Below are 15,239 nucleotides of genomic sequence, written 5' to 3'. Positions count from 1 at the left end.
GGTCGTTCCGAAATGCTCATGGTTCGCCCTCGATCAATTCCATTCCCCGCGTTGCATAGGCGCGGGCGAGCCGGCGCCCGATGTTCGCGGCATCAGGCAGCGTGTTGTTGCCGAGATCGCCCCGCGCCGCGACGCCGGCGCTGCCGACCGCGCCGCGGAACATCGCGAAGACCTGGTGAAACGCCGTCAGGCGCTCTGTCGCCGCTGCGCTGTCGTAGTAGCGGTCGAGATAGGCTTGCTCGCCCGGTATTCCCATCTCTTCCAGCGACAGGCCGAGCAAGCCACCGTTCTCGTCCGGGGCCATGCGCCAGGCCTGGGTGTTGAAGGCGAGATCGACGAGCGGGTGGCCAAGGGTCGACAGCTCCCAATCGAGCACCCCGATCACACGCGGCTCGGTCGGATGGAACACCAGATTCGCCATCCGGAAGTCACCATGGCAAAGCGCGAGACTGTCGCTCTCGGGCACGCGCTCGGAGAGCCAGCGCACCATCCTATCGAGCGCCGGATTGTCGTCATCACCGCGGCGATACTCGGTCCACAATCTTGACCAGCGATTGAGCTGGCGGGCGAAATAGTTTCCAGGCTTGCCGAAATCACCGAGCCCAACGGCGCAATAGTCGAGCCGATGCAGCGCAGCCAGTGTTTCCGCCATCGAACGATAGCAGTCCGCCCGCTCCTCCTTCGCAAGCCCCGGCAGTGCGTAGTCGTAAATGACCCGCCCTTTCAGCCATTCCATCAGATAGAACGGCGTGCCCAGCACTTCGCGATCCTCGCAATAACGGAAGGGTCGCGGCGTCGGGACGACGCTCCGCTGCAGGGCCGTGAGGACGCGATATTCGCGATCGATGGCGTGCGCCGACGGCATCAGGACATTGTTTGGCTGCTTGCGCAGCACGGCCTGCCAGTCACCGCGAGTCACGAAATAAGTCGGATTCGACATGCCGCCGCTGGTGCGCGTCACGCAGGTTTCGGCGCTGCCGCCGAGCCAATCCCGCAAGTACACGTCGAGTTGACGAAGGTCGAAATCCACGTCGCTCGCCTGCCCACTCATCGCAATCAGCTCGCGCTCTTGCCGCTGAAGCCGAACAGATACTGCGCCACGCGCCGCATCTGCACCTCCTCCGTTCCCTCCGTGATGCGGTAACGGCGATGGTGGCGGTAGATGTGCTCGAACGGCAAGGCGCGGCTATAGCCCATGCCGCCATGCACCTGCATCGCATGGTCCGCCGCCTCGCAGCACAGCCGGTTGGCACGGAAGTTACAGATCGAGACCATATCGCTGATCGTCAGCGGGTTCTGGCGATCCATCTGCCATGCCGTGCGGAAGATGAAGTTGCGCAGCATCTGGTACTCGGCCCAGAGCTCGACGAGCGGGAACTGAACGGCCTGCTTCTTGGCCAGCGGCTCGCCGAACGCGACGCGCGATTTGGCGTATTTGACCGCCTCCTGGATGCAATAGCGCGCCGCGCCGGCGCTGGCCGCGGCCTGGCGAATGCGGTTCTCATGCACAAACCGTTGCGCTACGACGAGCCCCTCGCCCTCCCTGTGGAGGATCGCGCTGTCGGGCACCCGCACATTGACGAGCTCCGTCTCTGCATGATCGCTCGGCATGTTGAAGGTCCAGTGATTGTAGAGCACGTTATGGCCGGGCGCGTTGGTCGGCACGATGAAGGCGGTAATGCCCTTGGCCTCGCCCGGTTTGCCCGAGGTGCGGGCGAACACCAGATTGGCATGCGCCCGCGCGACCTGACTGTTCCAGCGCTTGCGGCCGTTGATGACCCAATGGTTTCCGTCGCGCACGCCTGACGTCTCGAGCCATGTCGCATCGCTGCCGTGCCCGGGCTCGGTCAGGCCGAACGACAGATGCTTCTTTCCTGTGATGATGCCTTCGATATAGGTCTTCTGCTCCTCGGTCCCATAATCGGCCAGCGCGGGGATGATCGGAAAATTACCGACGATTGACGACTCGTCCTGCAAGTCGTTGTGCAGACCGAGCCCCTTGGCCGCCAGATGCTCGCGGATCGCGGCGATCGCCAGATTCGAGGCGCCCTGCCCGCCGCATGATTTCGGGAGGCCGTAGCGCAGATGTCCCGCCTTGTCGGCGCGTCGCTCCATCTCGCCGATCAGCGCTCGCCATTCATCGCGGGGACGACCGTCATTGTCCCAGTCGGTCCGCGCGTTCTCTCGGCGGTGATCGAAGAACCTGATGTTGTCCCGTTCGAGCGGCTTGATCTCCGCCTCGATGAACGCGTCGAGCTCGGCCAGCTTGTCGGTGATCTCCTTCGGGAGTTCGAAATCCACGGCGCCTCTCCTGTCTCTGTTCTTGTTGGGCCGTCGGCCTTGCTAGAGCGCGATCCGGCCGAAGGGATGGGTGCTGCTGACACCGCCGTCGACGGACAGCAACTGGCCGTCCACATACGAAGAGTCGTCACAGGCCAGGAACGCCGCGGCGGCCGCGATCTCCTCGGAGCGGCCCGGCCGTTTCAGCGGCGTGACGTGGCCGAGCTTGGATTCGATGCCTCGTGCGCGGGCGTCGTCGAACACTTTGCGGGTCAGCTGCGTCTCGACGAGGCCGGGCAGCACCGCATTGACGCGCACGCCGGTGCCGGCAAAGGCATTCGCCGCCGTCTGCGCCAGATTGTTCACCGCCGCCTTGCTTGCGCTATAGGAAATCGCGCCGGCATTGGCGCGTAGCGAGGCCGCGGACGAGGTCAGGATGATCGATCCATAGCCTTGCGCGGTCATATGGCGTCCGGCGTATTTGATGGCGAGGAAGCAGCTAATCGTGTTGATGCGGTAGACCTCGGACCATTCCTCCACCGTTTGCTCCAGCAACGGCGTATTGGTCCCGGTAACCCCGATATTGGCGAAGAAGATCTCCAGCCCACCGAACTCCGAGACACAGCGCGAGACGATCGCGGCCACATTCTCCTCGACCGCGGCGTCCGTGATCATAGCGGATGCGATGCCACCCTCAGCCCGGATGGCCGACGCGGTCTCTTCGGCATTCCCGGCGCGGCCGACCACGAGGACGGACGCACCTTCGCGCGCGAAGCGGAGGGCGCTGGCGCGGCCGATCCCGCTTCCGCCGCCGGTGACGACCGCGCGCTTGCCTTCGAGCCGCTTCATGCGCCTTCTCCTATTTTGCAGGAACGGTCCAGCCGCCGTCGGCGGTGATGACCGCGCCCTGGACGTAGCTGGCATCGTCGCTCGCAAGGAACGCGGCGAGCGAAGCGATCTCCTCGGGCTGGCCGAAGCGCCCGGCGGGCATCTCGGCCTGACGCGCCGCAATCGTTGGCTCGTCGAACTGTGCGATCGAGGCCGGCGTTCCGATCATGCCCGGCGCGATCACATTGACGCGGATCTTCTTCGCGGCGAGCTCGATCGCCGAGGCGCGCGAGAGGCCGACGACGCCGGCTTTTAGCGCGGAATAGGCGATGGAATCCTTGGCCGGGTGAAACGCCGACACCGAGCTCAGATTCACGATTGCTCCGCCGCCGCGCCGCTCCATCTGCGGGACCACCGCCTGCGTCGCCCAGATCAGGCCATGCACGCCGACGGCAAACATCCGCTCCACCGTGTCGACCGCGATCTCTGCCAGCGGCTCGAAGCGCGCGAACACGGCATTGTTGACGAGCACCGCGACCGGCGCGCCGAACTCGCGTTCGACGCGCTTGAACAGCGCGTGAACGTCATCGCGACGGCCGACATCAACCTCGTATCCCCTGGCCTCGAACCCCACGTCCTTCAGCCTGTCAACCGCGGGCTCCAGCCGCTTTGCGCTGATATCGACACAGGCGAGGCGTCCACCCTCGCGGCCGAAGCGCTCGGCAATTGATAAGCCGATGCCGCGCGCTGCGCCGGTGACGACGCAGACCCGATCCTTGAGACGCGCGGTCATGCGCTGGCCTTGTGGGGCGGCTCGGCGAACGCCTTGGCAATTTCGCGGAGCTGATATTTCTGCACCTTGCCGGCCGGCGTCTTTGGCAGGTCGGCGACGATTTCAAGACGCTCGGGCCAATACTGCTTGGCGACCTTGTGCTCGGCCATGTGAGCCTGCACGGCGGCCAGATCGAGCGTCGTGCCGGAGCGCAGCACGACGAAAGCGCAAGCCCGCTCTCCGAGCCGTGGATCCGGATAGCCAACGATCGCCACGGACAGCACGGCGGGAAGCTTGAACATCAGGTTTTCGATGTCCAAGACGGGGATGTTTTCCCCGCCGCGAATGATGATGTCCTTGATGCGGCCGTCGATCCGGATGTAGCCCTCGTCATCCATATAGGCCATGTCGCCGGTATCGAACCAGCCCTCGGCGTCGAACGGCTCCATGTCCTCCCGCTTGTAGTAGCCGAGGAACATCTGCGCGCCGCGGACCTTGAGCAGGCCCCGCTCCCCGACCGCGGCCGGCGAGCCGTCCATGCGCAAGACCTTGACCGCGACGCCCTCGACGGGACGCCCGTCGGTCTTCGATGATTTTTCCAGCGCCCGCTCCGGCTCGGTCAACGTGCTCGCCAGGGACTCGGTCATGCCCCACAGCGAGCAGACCTTGAGATCGAGCTCCCGATAGGCGCGATCGATCAGCGCCGGCGGGATCGGCGCGCCCGCGCAGAGGAACTTGCGCAGCTCAGCCGGCTTCGTCGCGCCGGCTGCAACGGCTTCACACATGTCGGCCAGGAATGTCGCAGCACCCGCCGAATAGGTAATGCCCTCCTTGGACATGATCGAGACGCCGCGCTTCGGCTCCCAGATGTCCTGGAAGATCACGGTCGCGCCGATCTTCAAGCCGAGCAGCATGCCGGCGGCAAAGCCGGTCATGTGGCCGAGCGGCGAGCAGACCAGCATGGTATCGCCGGCGTCGAGGCCGAAACGCCTGGCAAGTCCGATGCAGCACCCCATCAGGGTGTTGAGGCAATGCATAACGCCCTTCGGCGAGCCGGTCGTCCCCGACGTAAACATCAGCACGGCCATTCGGTCTGCGGGCAGCGCGCCGATCTCACCGACCGGCGGCGCACCGACACGCTCGCTGCCGGACAACAGGGCCTGCTCGAAGCTGTTGGGCCCCTCGCCGTCGACGACGATGACATGTGCAAGCGTCGGCAGGCCCGGCTGCAGCGAGAGCGCCATCGCCTCATGATCGAACCCGCGGAAGAGCTTTGGCACCACCAGCAGCTTCGTCTCGGCAAAGCCGAGCATGTAGCCGAGCTCGTGCTCGCGGAAGATCGGCATCAGTGGATTGACAACCGCGCCAGCCCGGAACGCCGCCAGCGCAATCACCGCGAATTCCCACCAGTTCGGCAACTGGACCGACACGACATCGCCCGGAGCGACGCCGAGACGGCGTAGCGCCGCCGCCGCGCGCGAAATCATGTCACCCAGCTCTGCGTAGGTCAGGCGCTTCGGCGCGTCACGATCGGCGCGGTCCGCCATCAACGCGAGCTTGTTGGGCGTGGCAGCGATCGCCTGCTGCAGGAACTCGTCAAAACTCTTGTCGATCCAGAAACCGCTGGCACGCATCGCGCGCGCATGCGCCACGGGATCGAAGCGATTCTCGCTCATGACGTTGCCTCCATGACGATAGATCGATGCACTTGACGGCATATTAGTTCGCTAGTGTATTATATCTGAAGTGAACTGCAACACTGAATTGGACGGCAAACGTGATCTCGCGCGGTGAGTACGCTCGAAGTTCCGTGTGCTAGTGCATTAGTTTCAACGGTGCGACCGAAAACAGGGAGCGAGCATGAAGGCGGCAGTGCTGGAGCGACGCGGACCGGATGGCGTGACCTGGCGCGATTTCCCCGACCCGGCACCGGCTGCGGGCGAGTCCGTGCTCAAGGTCACGGCCTCATCGGTCAATCGTGTCGATCTCTACATGCGCGACAATGGCGGCGGCATCACCCACACACTGCCGCAGGTGATGGGGGTTGAAGCCGCCGGCGAGATCGTCGAGGCAGCGCCCGGCAGCGGCTTGAAGCCGGGCATGAAGGCTGTGCCCTTCTCCGAGGCGTTCTGCGGCAAGTGCCGCTACTGCCTGGCCGGCGACCAGCCGCTATGCGAGAACGTCAAGATCATGGGCGAGCATCGCAACGGCGGCTTCGCAGACTACGTCGCGATGCCCAGCAGTTGCTTCTTTCCCCTGCCCGATGATGCTGATCTGGTGGCGGCGGGCGCCCTGATGACCGGCCATCTCACGGCCTGGCGGATGCTGTTCGGCAAGCGCGCGCTGCAACCCGGCGAAAGCGTCATGATTGTCGGCATCGGTGGCGGCGTCGCAGTCGCTTGCCTGCAACTCGCCAAGCTAGTCGGCGCTCGTGTCTTTGTCACCTCCTCGAGCGACGAGAAGATCGCCAGGGCCGTCGCGATGGGAGCGGATGGCGGCGTCAACTATCGGAGCGACAAGGTCTCACCCGCGATCCAGCAAATGAGCGGCGGCGGTGTCGACATGGTGATCGACAGCGTCGGCGAAGCGAGCTGGGGGGAATCGCTGCGGTCGTTGCGGCGGGGCGGCCGGCTCGTCACCTGCGGTGCCACAACCGGTTCGAACCCGCCGGCCGATCTGCAGCGGGTTTTCATCCGTCAGCTCGAAATCTATGGCTCGACCGGCGGCAGCATCGCGGAATTCCGCCAGTTGCTCGATGTGTTCAATCGCGGCCTGGTCCGGCCGGTGATCGACTCATCGTTCAGGATGACAGACGCTCCTGCGGCCCTTACTCGTCTCGCCTCCGGGGCACAGTTTGGCAAGGTGTCGCTCGTGGCATAGGTTTCGACTCCACGAGCGACATGAGATCGGCGGCGTCAGGGCGTCACATCTTGCAGGCGGGGTCGACGGGCGGGATGATGTCCTGTCCCGGCTCGATTTTCTTGATCTGGTAGACCGGCTTGCCCTCCGGACCCATGACGATCTGGCTGATCGCCATCCGCCGCGCAGTCTGATGGTCACCTGCACGTATCTCGACATCACCGAGAACCGTTTCGGTTTTCAGGCCGGACAGCGCGGCGCGCACCGCGTTGATGTCGGTCGAGTTCGCTTTCTGAAGCCCGGCGGCAATCAGCTGAATGGCAGCGTATTGATCGGCGCTGGTGTAGGGCGGAAGCTCGCCGTTGTATTTCTCCTTGTACGCCTTCACGAAGGCTTCGGCCTGCGCGCCGGGGAACCCGGCGACGAATCCGATATTCTGATAGACGCCGAGCACGGTCTCGCCCTGCGCCGGCAATGTTTGCGGGATCACGAAGGAGTTTCCCAGCACCATCTTGTACTTCTTGAACAGCCCGAACTGCTGCTGCTGCTTGGCGAGGTTGATCGCGTCGCTGCCGAAGATGGTCACGAACAGGCCGTCGGCCGGGTCTGCACCCAATTCCGAGATCTTGGCACCGAAATCCGGCGTCCCGTTTGGCGAGAACAAGGTCTTTCCGATCGTTCCGCCCTGCGAGGTCACCAGCGCCTTGAACTTGTCCGCGGAGTCACGTCCTGCGGCATAGTCGACCGCGATAATGTCCCATTTCTTGATGCCCTGATCCTTCAGGAATTCCCTGAAAGTCCCCATGATCATGGAATCGTTGGCATTGACCCGAAAGTAGTTCGGCGAGCAATTCTTCCCGGTCAGCCCGTCGGCATTGGCCATCACCTCCAGCATCAGAGCTTTCAGCGCCGGAAGCTTGGCCTGAAGCGCAGGCGTGACACCGGACGTGTCCATACCGGTGATGAACATTGCCCCCTCCTTCTGGACGGCGCGGGTGGCGCCATCCACCGCCGTATCAGGCGTACCGGGATAGGAAATGAAGGTCGCCTCCAGCTTCTTGCCCGCCGCGCCACCGGCGGCGTTGATCTGCTCGATCGCGAGGTTGACGGCCTTGACCTGAGTGTCCTTCAGGCCGGCGAGCGGTCCGCTATCGATCAGGAGGACGCCGATCTTTACCGTGTCCTCGGCCAAAGCCGTGGTCGCGACGGCAACGCCCATCGTTGCGCCGATGGTCGTCGCGCGCAGCATGCCGAAAGCCAACCGCATGGATGATTTTTTCATGTTCCTCCCTCCTACGTTTATGCTGATGTTGCGCTAGAGCGCCATGAGCGCCTGGTTCTCCGGCTTGCTGATGGCGCCGATCGCGCCCGAACCGACAACCTCGCCCTTTGCCAGGATGACGAACCGATCGGTGGCACGCTTGACGAGGCTGAGATGTTGTTCGACCACGAGCACGCCGGTGCCGGCGCCGCGGATCTTGTTGAGCGTGTCGACAAGGCCATCGATCAGAACAGGCGAAAGACCTTCCGAAGGCTCATCGAGCAGAATGAGACTCGGATTGGCCATCAAGGCGCGACCGATCGCCAGCATCTGTTGCTGGCCGCCACTCAGCATCGTGCCCAGCCGGTCGGCGCACTCCTTGAGCACCGGAAACAGCCCGTAGATGGTCTTCAGCGTCCAGTACCCTGCCCTGCCGGTCGATCGACCCAGCAGCAGGTTTTCCTTGACGGTCAAGTTCGGCAGGATGCGCCGTCCCTGCGGTGCGATGGCTACCCCGAGCTTGGCAGCCGTATAGCCTGGCAGATCATCGATCCGGCGGTCGCGAACCCAGATCTCGCCGGACAAGATATTCGTCTCGCGAAAGACGGAAAGTAGCAGCGTCGACTTGCCGGCGCCATTGCGTCCGACCAAGGCCACCGACTCGCCCTCTTCGACCGTCAGATCGATGCCGCGCAGCACGGTCGAGGCGCCATAGCCGGCGAACAGCGATTGGATCCGCAGCGCGCTCATGCCGCGGTCCCCAGATACGCCGCGACGACGCGATGGTCGGCACGGATGGCTTCGGGCGTCCCCGTCGCAAGATGCCGTCCGAGATCGAGCACGGTGACCATGCCGCAGCACGCGAACACCGCCTCGACGTCATGCTCGACCACGACGGCCGCGATCCTGCGCTCGCGGACGAGATCGCGCACATGCTCGAACAGGCGCAACGTCTCCGTGGCCGACAAACCGGCGCCCGGCTCGTCCATCAAGAGCAGACGCGGACGCCCGATCAGCGCCAGCGCGACGTCGACCCGTCGCTGCACACCATAGGCGATGCGCCCGGCTTTCTGGTCGAGATAGCCGCCGAGATCCATGACCTCGATGACGTCACCGACCCGGCCGTCGCCGAGATGTTGCGCAACGAGCTGCAGCTGCTCGTGCACGGTCAGATCCTGGAAGATACTGGTGCGCTGGAACGATCGCGCCATGCCTTGCCGACGGCGCCAGCTGACCGAATGCCGCGTGATATCCTCGCCGCAATACCGAACTCGCCCGGAGGTCGGACGCCGTCGGCCGCAGATCGCATCAAGCAGCGTGGACTTGCCTGCGCCATTCGGACCGATGATGCCGTGGAGCAGGCCATCACCGCGGATCTCGAGATCGACATCGGTCAACGCCCGCACCGAGCCATAGCTCACCGACAGTTTTTCGATCGTGAGCATGTCAGGATGCCTCCCGCCGCCAGCCGAGCCGCTTCGACAGGCCCGATAGCCCGCCGACGACACCACGCGGGAACACGACAATGAACACGACGATCGCAACGCCGGTCAGAAGCTGCGTGAGCCCACGCGCGCCAAACTCGTCCTGCGCAAAGGAGAAGATCAGCCCGCCGAGAATCGGACCGAGCGAACCGGAGATGCCACCGATCAGCGCAGCGACCAGTGTATTGGTGCTGACGAACAGCCCCAGGCTCTCCGGCGATACGAAACCGGCATTGAGCACATGTAGGAAGCCGGCGATCGCAGCCACGATATTGACGAGCACATATCCGATCAGCCTGGGCAGGAAGGTATTGAAGCCCGAAAAGCGCATGCGCTCCTCGTTCTCCCTGATGGCGCGAAGCACCGCGCCGAGACGGGAACGTGCGATGGCCCAGAGTGCCAGTCCGATCAGGACGGACACGCCCCACGCTAGCGACCAAAATTGCGCCGGATCGGCAAATCGAGCCGCGTCGATGCCGAGAACGGCTCCGTTGGTCCGAACAACCAGTCCGTCCGCGCCGCCGGTATAGTCGCGCAATCCCTCGAGCAGAACGGCATGACTGATCATCTCGCCGGCGGCGAGCGTCAGCATCATGAAGGCGAGCGGCTTGGTCCGGACGATCAGTGCACCGAGCATAGTGGCATAGACGAGAAGGATTAGGAACGCGACGCACAACGCGGCTGTCGGCGTCAGTCCCCAGTCGCTCATGCCGATCGCAAACAGATATCCGGCGCCGCCGTAGATACTGGCCACGCCGAGCGCAACGAGGCCAGCCTGGTTCATCAGGAAGGCGACGCTGAGCGCGAGCAAGCCCAGCAGGAGGCCTTCGCTGCCGAGCCGAAGCACGAAATCGCTGGCAAGCCAGGTCGGAACGACCGCACCCGCGCCAAGCCCGATCAGTCCGACGACAATCGCGAGCGAAAGCCGCGACGTCGATCCGCCGAATGTCGCCGTTGCAGATGCATGGAAGTCGTCAGTCATTGTGCCGTTGCTCAACTCAGCACCCTCCCGCGTCCGATCCCACCCGGCGCGATCAGCAGCACGACCATCAACAGGATGTAGGGCACCAGCACCGCGAGATTCGGCAGGAACACCGATCCCGCGACCTGAACGAAGCCGAATAGCAGGGCTGCAATGATTGCGCCGCCGATGCTGCCGGTGCCGCCGATCACGACGATGATCAGGCAGTTCACGATCATCACGACGTCCATTCCCGGATCGACCGACAAATAGGGTCCGGCCAGCACACCGGCGATGCCGGCGAAGGCCGTGCTGAGACTCGTCACGAGCAGGCTCAGGCGGTCGGCATTGATGCCCATCATGCGCGCGACCGACGGATCCTGACTAACCGCGCGCACATACAGTCCCGACGACGTCCAACGCAGCCACAAGGCGAGCAGCGCGCAGGAGCCGAGGCCCATCACGATCAGGAAGAGGCGATAGACCGGGTAGGAGAGTTGCAGGATGGTCACGGAGCCGGAAAGGATTTTCGGAGCATCGACGCTGCGCGCCTCGCCGCCGTAGAAATAGATGATGATCTGGCCGAGAATGATACCGAGGCCCAAGGTGACCAGCGCCACTTCGATGTGTGAGCGTCGCTGCAGTGGCCGCAGCGCCAGATATTCGAATGCGATTCCGAGCAGCGCCAACAGGACCGGAACGAGCGGCAACGCCAGCCAGAATCCGCCGACAAGAGCAATCGTGTAGCCGAGATAGGCGCCGAGCATATAGATCGCGCCGTGGCCGAAATTGATGACGTCACGCAGGCCGTAAATCAAGGCGAGCCCGCTCGACAGCATGATCAACAGAGAGGCGAGCGCCAGCGAATTCGCGATCAGCAGCGCGATCATGGCAGCGATCTCCTGCCTGGTTGCATGCCGCGACGGCACGTGGCCGTCCGATGCGCCGCCAGTCTGCACGCTTGACCTCGCAAAGGGCCCTCCTGCCATTGCTCGGCATCCGCAGCGGATTTCAATCGCGCTCCGTGCCGGCCTTCAGCGTTTCCCCGTCCTGCCGGACGATCTCGACTTCGACACTCGATTAGTACACTGGTTTATCATATACTAGTGTTCACCGCAAATCCAAATCGGGACGTGGCGCTGCGGCATCTCGTGCACTGCGTCGCTCATCCGAGGCGCGCGAGCGTTACCTGGAGGCCCATATGGACCTTGATCATGTCGTCGCCCGGCGCTTCGCGCCGATCTGCCAATCCTATGACTGGCGCGATTGCGCCCTTTACGCAGTCGGCCTTGGCATGGGCGACGATCCGCTCGACGAGGACGAATTGCTCTACGTGTATGAAGGGCGCGATCAACGCGCCGTGCCCAGCATGAGCGTGACGCTCGGCTGGCCGCCGCTGTGGATCGCCGAGCCCGAAACGGGGATTGCCTGGACCAAGGCCTTGCACGGCGAGCAGCGCCTGACGCTGCACCACCCGGTTCCGGTCAGCGCGTCCATCCGCGCCGAGCATCGCGTCAGCGCGATCGAAGACAAAGGGCCGATGCGCGGCGCCCTCCTCTATTTCGATACCGAGCTGTTCGACGCCACGAGCGGCGAGCGGCTGGCCACGCTTCGGGCGACGGAGTTCCTGCGCGGCGACGGCGGCTGCGGCAACTACGGTTTGCCGCCCGCCGCAATCGCACCGATTGGTAGCGAAGGAACACCCAGCGCCAGCATCACCTATCGAACGCCGCACCAAGCCGCCTTGCTGTATCGGCTTGTCAGCCGGGACTACATGCCGATCCACGCCGATCCGGTAGTTGCCCGCGAGGCCGGCCTCGACCGCCCGATTTCGCACGGCCTGAACACGCTGGGCCTCGCCTGCCGCGCCGTCCTAAAGCGCTACGCGCCGGGACGTCCCGAGCTGATCACTGCGATGGCAGCGCGATTTGTCGCGCCCGCCTTTCCCGGCGACACCATCCGGATCGACATGTTCGAGGAAGACAACGTCATCAGGTTCAGGGCCTGGGCGACGGAGCGGCAAATCATGGTGATCGATCGCGGCGAATGCCGGCTAACGGCAGCCTGACAGGTTGCCGCCCCTTTCGCCGACGCCGATCAGCTGCGCAGAGAATCCAGATCGGCCATCGCTGTCGAGATTCGCTCGATCATCGCGAGCGTCGTCGCCTCCGACTGCATGGCCGGCAGCAAAGGCGAATGGCACAACGTGATCGTCCACATCAGCAGCGCATGCACCATCTGCTGACGATAGTTGAGGAAGCTTCGCTCGAAGTCTGGCCTGGTTCCCGTCAATCCGGCGAACCGGTCGAGATAGCGGCGGAGCAGGTCCTTCTCCCAGTTGCGGCGATCGTCCGGTGTCAGCGCCGCCGTCACTGCATAGGAAAAGTCCCGCGACCAATGACCGCGGGCAAGACACTGCCAATCGCATAGGCCCATCTTCCCGGCCCCGGTGCGATACCAATTGCCGATATGCACGTCGGAATGGATCAGCCCCTGCGGCTCGTTATCGTGAACGGCAAGCGCCTGCACAGCGGCCGGCCAGACCGCGTCACGCTGCACGAGCAGGCTCTTCGGGATGACATGAGCGGCGGCGTCGAACGCCTTCCGAGTGTAGTGCTCGAGGCTCATCTTCTCGGCGCCGATGGTGAACCAGCGCGGATAGCTGGCCACCCAGGGATACCGCGCCGAAAGCTCTCTATCGCCGTAGAAGCGCGCATGCAGCGCGGCCAGAACGTCGACCATGTCTTCCGCCATCTCGCGGTCAACATAGGTCTTGTAGTTGCAAAAGGTCGCCGATTTGGTTGCGACCATGTCTTCCAGAAGAAGAATCGAGGCGTAGGTCTGGCGGTCGAACGCCGCGTGATAGCCGATCGGCGCCTCGAGATCGAGCTGCGGCCGTAGCTGCATGTAGAAGCGGCCCTCGACCCGCGCGGTGCCGTTGAAGCCGCCGATCATGCGCGTGACGACGCTCGGCAGCGACTTCGTGAACATCGACTGCGGCAAGCCTGCACGCCGGCCAGCGTCGTTGTAACTGACAATCAACTGATGGCGTTCGTGCGTCCCGGCGCTCGCAGGTTTCACCACGACGTCGGTGACGACCGCGCCGGCTGTTTCCTGACAAAGCACCGCGGTCAGCCACTCCGGCGTGATGGCTCCCGGCGAGCATGGAACATCCTCTGCGCGGCGGGCCTTTGGTCGCATCAGGCGCTCGAAGGCGACGCGCCCGCCAATCTTCAGCGCGGCCAGTGCTGTTGCACCCGAGGCAGCCATGGTCCCTCCCTTCGCCGGCGTGCGGCCGCAAAGCTTGTGGGCCGTCGGCCGAATATTTCGTACACTTACGTACTATCTGAACCACAATCGCGTTGACGTCAAGGCGACCCTGGCGCCGAAATGGGTGGATCGCAGTCATCGATCTCTTGATTGCAGCGCGATATATTGCGGTGCCCCGGGCGCCGCCGATTGACGCATTTTCAGCTTCCAAAATATCGTACTATAGTGTACTTATTTCATCCATAAAACAAGAAGCGATGTGGGAGCCAGCATGAGAACTTCGATTTTGGTGAGCGCTTCGGTCCTGTTCCTGACCAGTGTAACCATGGAGGCGGTAGCGGCCGAAAAGCAGTATGGTCCGGGCGTTACCGACACTGAAATCAAGATCGGCCAGACCGTCCCCTATAGCGGGCCGGCGTCCACGTTCTCGAGCTATGGCCGCGTGATGACCGGCTACTTCCAGATGCTGAACGAGCAAGGCGGGATCAACGGCAGGAAGGTCAACCTGATCTCCCTCGACAACGCATTCAGCCCGCCAAAGGCCATCGAACAAACCCGCAAGCTGATCGACGACGACGGTGTCTTGGCTGAGGTCGGTACCGTGGGCACCGTGCCCAATGTAGCCGTCCAGAAATATCTCAACCAGAACAAGGTGCCTCAGGTCTTCATCTCAGCCGGTGGACGCCGCTTCAACGACCCGCAGAACTTCCCGTGGACCGTCCCGTTCTACCCGCCGTTCGAGATGGAGGGAGCCACCTTCGGCAAGTTCATCCTCAAGAAGATGCCGAATGCCAAGATCGCCGTGCTCTACCAGAACGACGATTATGGGAAGGACTACCTCACTGGCCTCAAGGCCGGTCTCGGCGCCGAAAGTTCGGTGAAAATCGTGGCGGAAGCCTCCTACGAACTCAGCTACCCGACGATCGATTCCGAGATACTCAAGCTCAAGGCAGCCGGCGCCGATACGCTGGTCTATTTTACGACGCCGAAATTTGCTGCGCAGGGCATCAAGAAGGCGAATGAGCTGAACTGGAAGCCCGTCCAATTCCTCGCCAGTCCGGTCAACTCGATCCAGGGCGTGCTGACACCAGCCGGTCTCGACAACGTCCAGGGCGCCTACACGACCCAATTTGCCAAGCAGGCCAATGATCCGGGCTGGGCCGAAGACGCGGAGGTGAAGGACTACGTTACCTTCATGAAGAAATGGGCTCCGAACGACAGCCCCAACGACTTCATTGCGCTGTCCGGCTACATCAATGCGCAAGCGATCGCGAAGGGTCTTCAACGATGCGGTGACAATCTGACCCGCGAAAACCTGCTCGCTCAGGCGACGAGCTTCAACAAAGAGCGTGTCGGCATGCTTCTTCCGGGAATCGAGCTCACCAATTCCAAAGAGAACTATGCCCCTTACCCCTCCTTGCGTATGGCCATCTTCGACAAGACCTCCTGGAAGCTGCTCGACGAGTAGCGGTGGCCATGGCCTGCCGGGCGCGCCGGGCAGGCACAAACGGCAGAACAAATCGA

General features: G+C 63.4%; 14 protein-coding genes. 3 read left to right on the top strand and 11 right to left on the bottom strand.

Annotation, left to right across the window (positions count from 1 at the left end):
- Positions 1-16: 16 nt before the first annotated feature.
- Genes EAV90_RS10285 through EAV90_RS10265 form a run of 5 tightly spaced genes read right to left on the bottom strand, consistent with a single transcriptional unit; the run spans position 17 to position 5,556 of the window.
- Entirely contained in the window at positions 17-1,030 is a 1,014-nt protein-coding gene (locus tag EAV90_RS10285) for a phosphotransferase family protein (RefSeq protein WP_208738482.1), read from the bottom strand.
- Positions 1,031-1,056: 26 nt separating this feature from the next.
- Positions 1,057-2,301 (bottom strand): acyl-CoA dehydrogenase family protein, encoded by a 1,245-nt coding sequence (locus EAV90_RS10280; protein WP_129143305.1) that lies wholly within the window; start codon positions 2,299-2,301, stop codon positions 1,057-1,059.
- Between the two features lie 42 nt (positions 2,302-2,343).
- Positions 2,344-3,129: an SDR family NAD(P)-dependent oxidoreductase gene (locus EAV90_RS10275; protein ID WP_129143304.1), complete on the bottom strand. Its 786-nt coding sequence runs from the start codon at positions 3,127-3,129 to the stop codon at positions 2,344-2,346.
- Between the two features lie 10 nt (positions 3,130-3,139).
- Positions 3,140-3,901: an SDR family NAD(P)-dependent oxidoreductase gene (locus tag EAV90_RS10270; protein WP_129143303.1), complete on the bottom strand. Its 762-nt coding sequence runs from the start codon at positions 3,899-3,901 to the stop codon at positions 3,140-3,142.
- Positions 3,898-5,556: an AMP-binding protein gene (locus EAV90_RS10265; protein ID WP_129143302.1), complete on the bottom strand. Its 1,659-nt coding sequence runs from the start codon at positions 5,554-5,556 to the stop codon at positions 3,898-3,900. The genes EAV90_RS10270 and EAV90_RS10265 overlap by 4 nt, the downstream gene beginning before the upstream one ends.
- Positions 5,557-5,740: 184 nt before the next feature.
- Here EAV90_RS10265 and EAV90_RS10260 point away from each other — a divergent pair, with 184 nt between their 5' ends.
- Positions 5,741-6,760 (top strand): zinc-binding dehydrogenase, encoded by a 1,020-nt coding sequence (locus EAV90_RS10260; RefSeq protein WP_129143301.1) that lies wholly within the window; start codon positions 5,741-5,743, stop codon positions 6,758-6,760.
- A gap of 43 nt (positions 6,761-6,803) precedes the next feature.
- Here EAV90_RS10260 and EAV90_RS10255 read toward each other — a convergent pair whose 3' ends face one another.
- Genes EAV90_RS10255 through EAV90_RS10235 form a run of 5 tightly spaced genes read right to left on the bottom strand, consistent with a single transcriptional unit; the run spans position 6,804 to position 11,335 of the window.
- Positions 6,804-8,021 carry an ABC transporter substrate-binding protein gene (locus tag EAV90_RS10255; protein ID WP_129143300.1) on the bottom strand — a complete coding sequence of 406 codons (1,218 nt, stop codon included), beginning with the start codon at positions 8,019-8,021 and terminating at the stop codon, positions 6,804-6,806.
- Positions 8,022-8,054: 33 nt separating this feature from the next.
- A complete protein-coding gene (locus tag EAV90_RS10250) occupies positions 8,055-8,750 on the bottom strand; it encodes an ABC transporter ATP-binding protein (RefSeq protein ID WP_129143299.1) in 696 nt (231 codons plus the stop codon).
- The gene (locus tag EAV90_RS10245; protein WP_129143298.1) at positions 8,747-9,445 is read right to left on the bottom strand and encodes an ABC transporter ATP-binding protein; all 699 of its coding nucleotides are present in this window, start codon (positions 9,443-9,445) and stop codon (positions 8,747-8,749) included. Before EAV90_RS10245 ends, EAV90_RS10250 begins: the two co-directional genes overlap by 4 nt.
- 1 nt (position 9,446) lies before the next feature.
- Complete coding sequence (locus tag EAV90_RS10240) at positions 9,447-10,481, bottom strand: branched-chain amino acid ABC transporter permease (RefSeq protein ID WP_129143297.1); 1,035 nt, start codon at positions 10,479-10,481, stop codon at positions 9,447-9,449.
- On the bottom strand, positions 10,478-11,335 hold the full coding sequence (locus EAV90_RS10235; protein WP_208738481.1) for a branched-chain amino acid ABC transporter permease: 858 nt from the start codon (positions 11,333-11,335) through the stop codon (positions 10,478-10,480). The genes EAV90_RS10240 and EAV90_RS10235 overlap by 4 nt, the downstream gene beginning before the upstream one ends.
- A gap of 311 nt (positions 11,336-11,646) precedes the next feature.
- Between EAV90_RS10235 and EAV90_RS10230 the strand changes: the two genes are divergently transcribed.
- Entirely contained in the window at positions 11,647-12,513 is an 867-nt protein-coding gene (locus tag EAV90_RS10230) for a MaoC/PaaZ C-terminal domain-containing protein (RefSeq protein ID WP_129143295.1), read from the top strand.
- Positions 12,514-12,542: 29 nt separating this feature from the next.
- On the opposite strand, the gene EAV90_RS10225 is transcribed toward EAV90_RS10230, so the two are convergent.
- The gene (locus EAV90_RS10225; protein WP_129143294.1) at positions 12,543-13,715 is read right to left on the bottom strand and encodes a phosphotransferase family protein; all 1,173 of its coding nucleotides are present in this window, start codon (positions 13,713-13,715) and stop codon (positions 12,543-12,545) included.
- 271 nt (positions 13,716-13,986) lie between these two features.
- Here EAV90_RS10225 and EAV90_RS10220 point away from each other — a divergent pair, with 271 nt between their 5' ends.
- Positions 13,987-15,183, top strand: a complete 1,197-nt coding sequence (locus EAV90_RS10220; protein WP_129143293.1) for an ABC transporter substrate-binding protein — start codon at positions 13,987-13,989, stop codon at positions 15,181-15,183.
- Positions 15,184-15,239 lie beyond the last annotated feature (56 nt).

Origin of the sequence: Bradyrhizobium vignae (assembly GCF_004114425.1) — a bacterium.
In the GTDB taxonomy this organism is placed as follows: domain Bacteria; phylum Pseudomonadota; class Alphaproteobacteria; order Rhizobiales; family Xanthobacteraceae; genus Bradyrhizobium; species Bradyrhizobium vignae.
The sequence above is the reverse complement of the archived record's forward strand: the minus strand, read 5'-3'. Positions and strand labels throughout refer to the sequence as shown.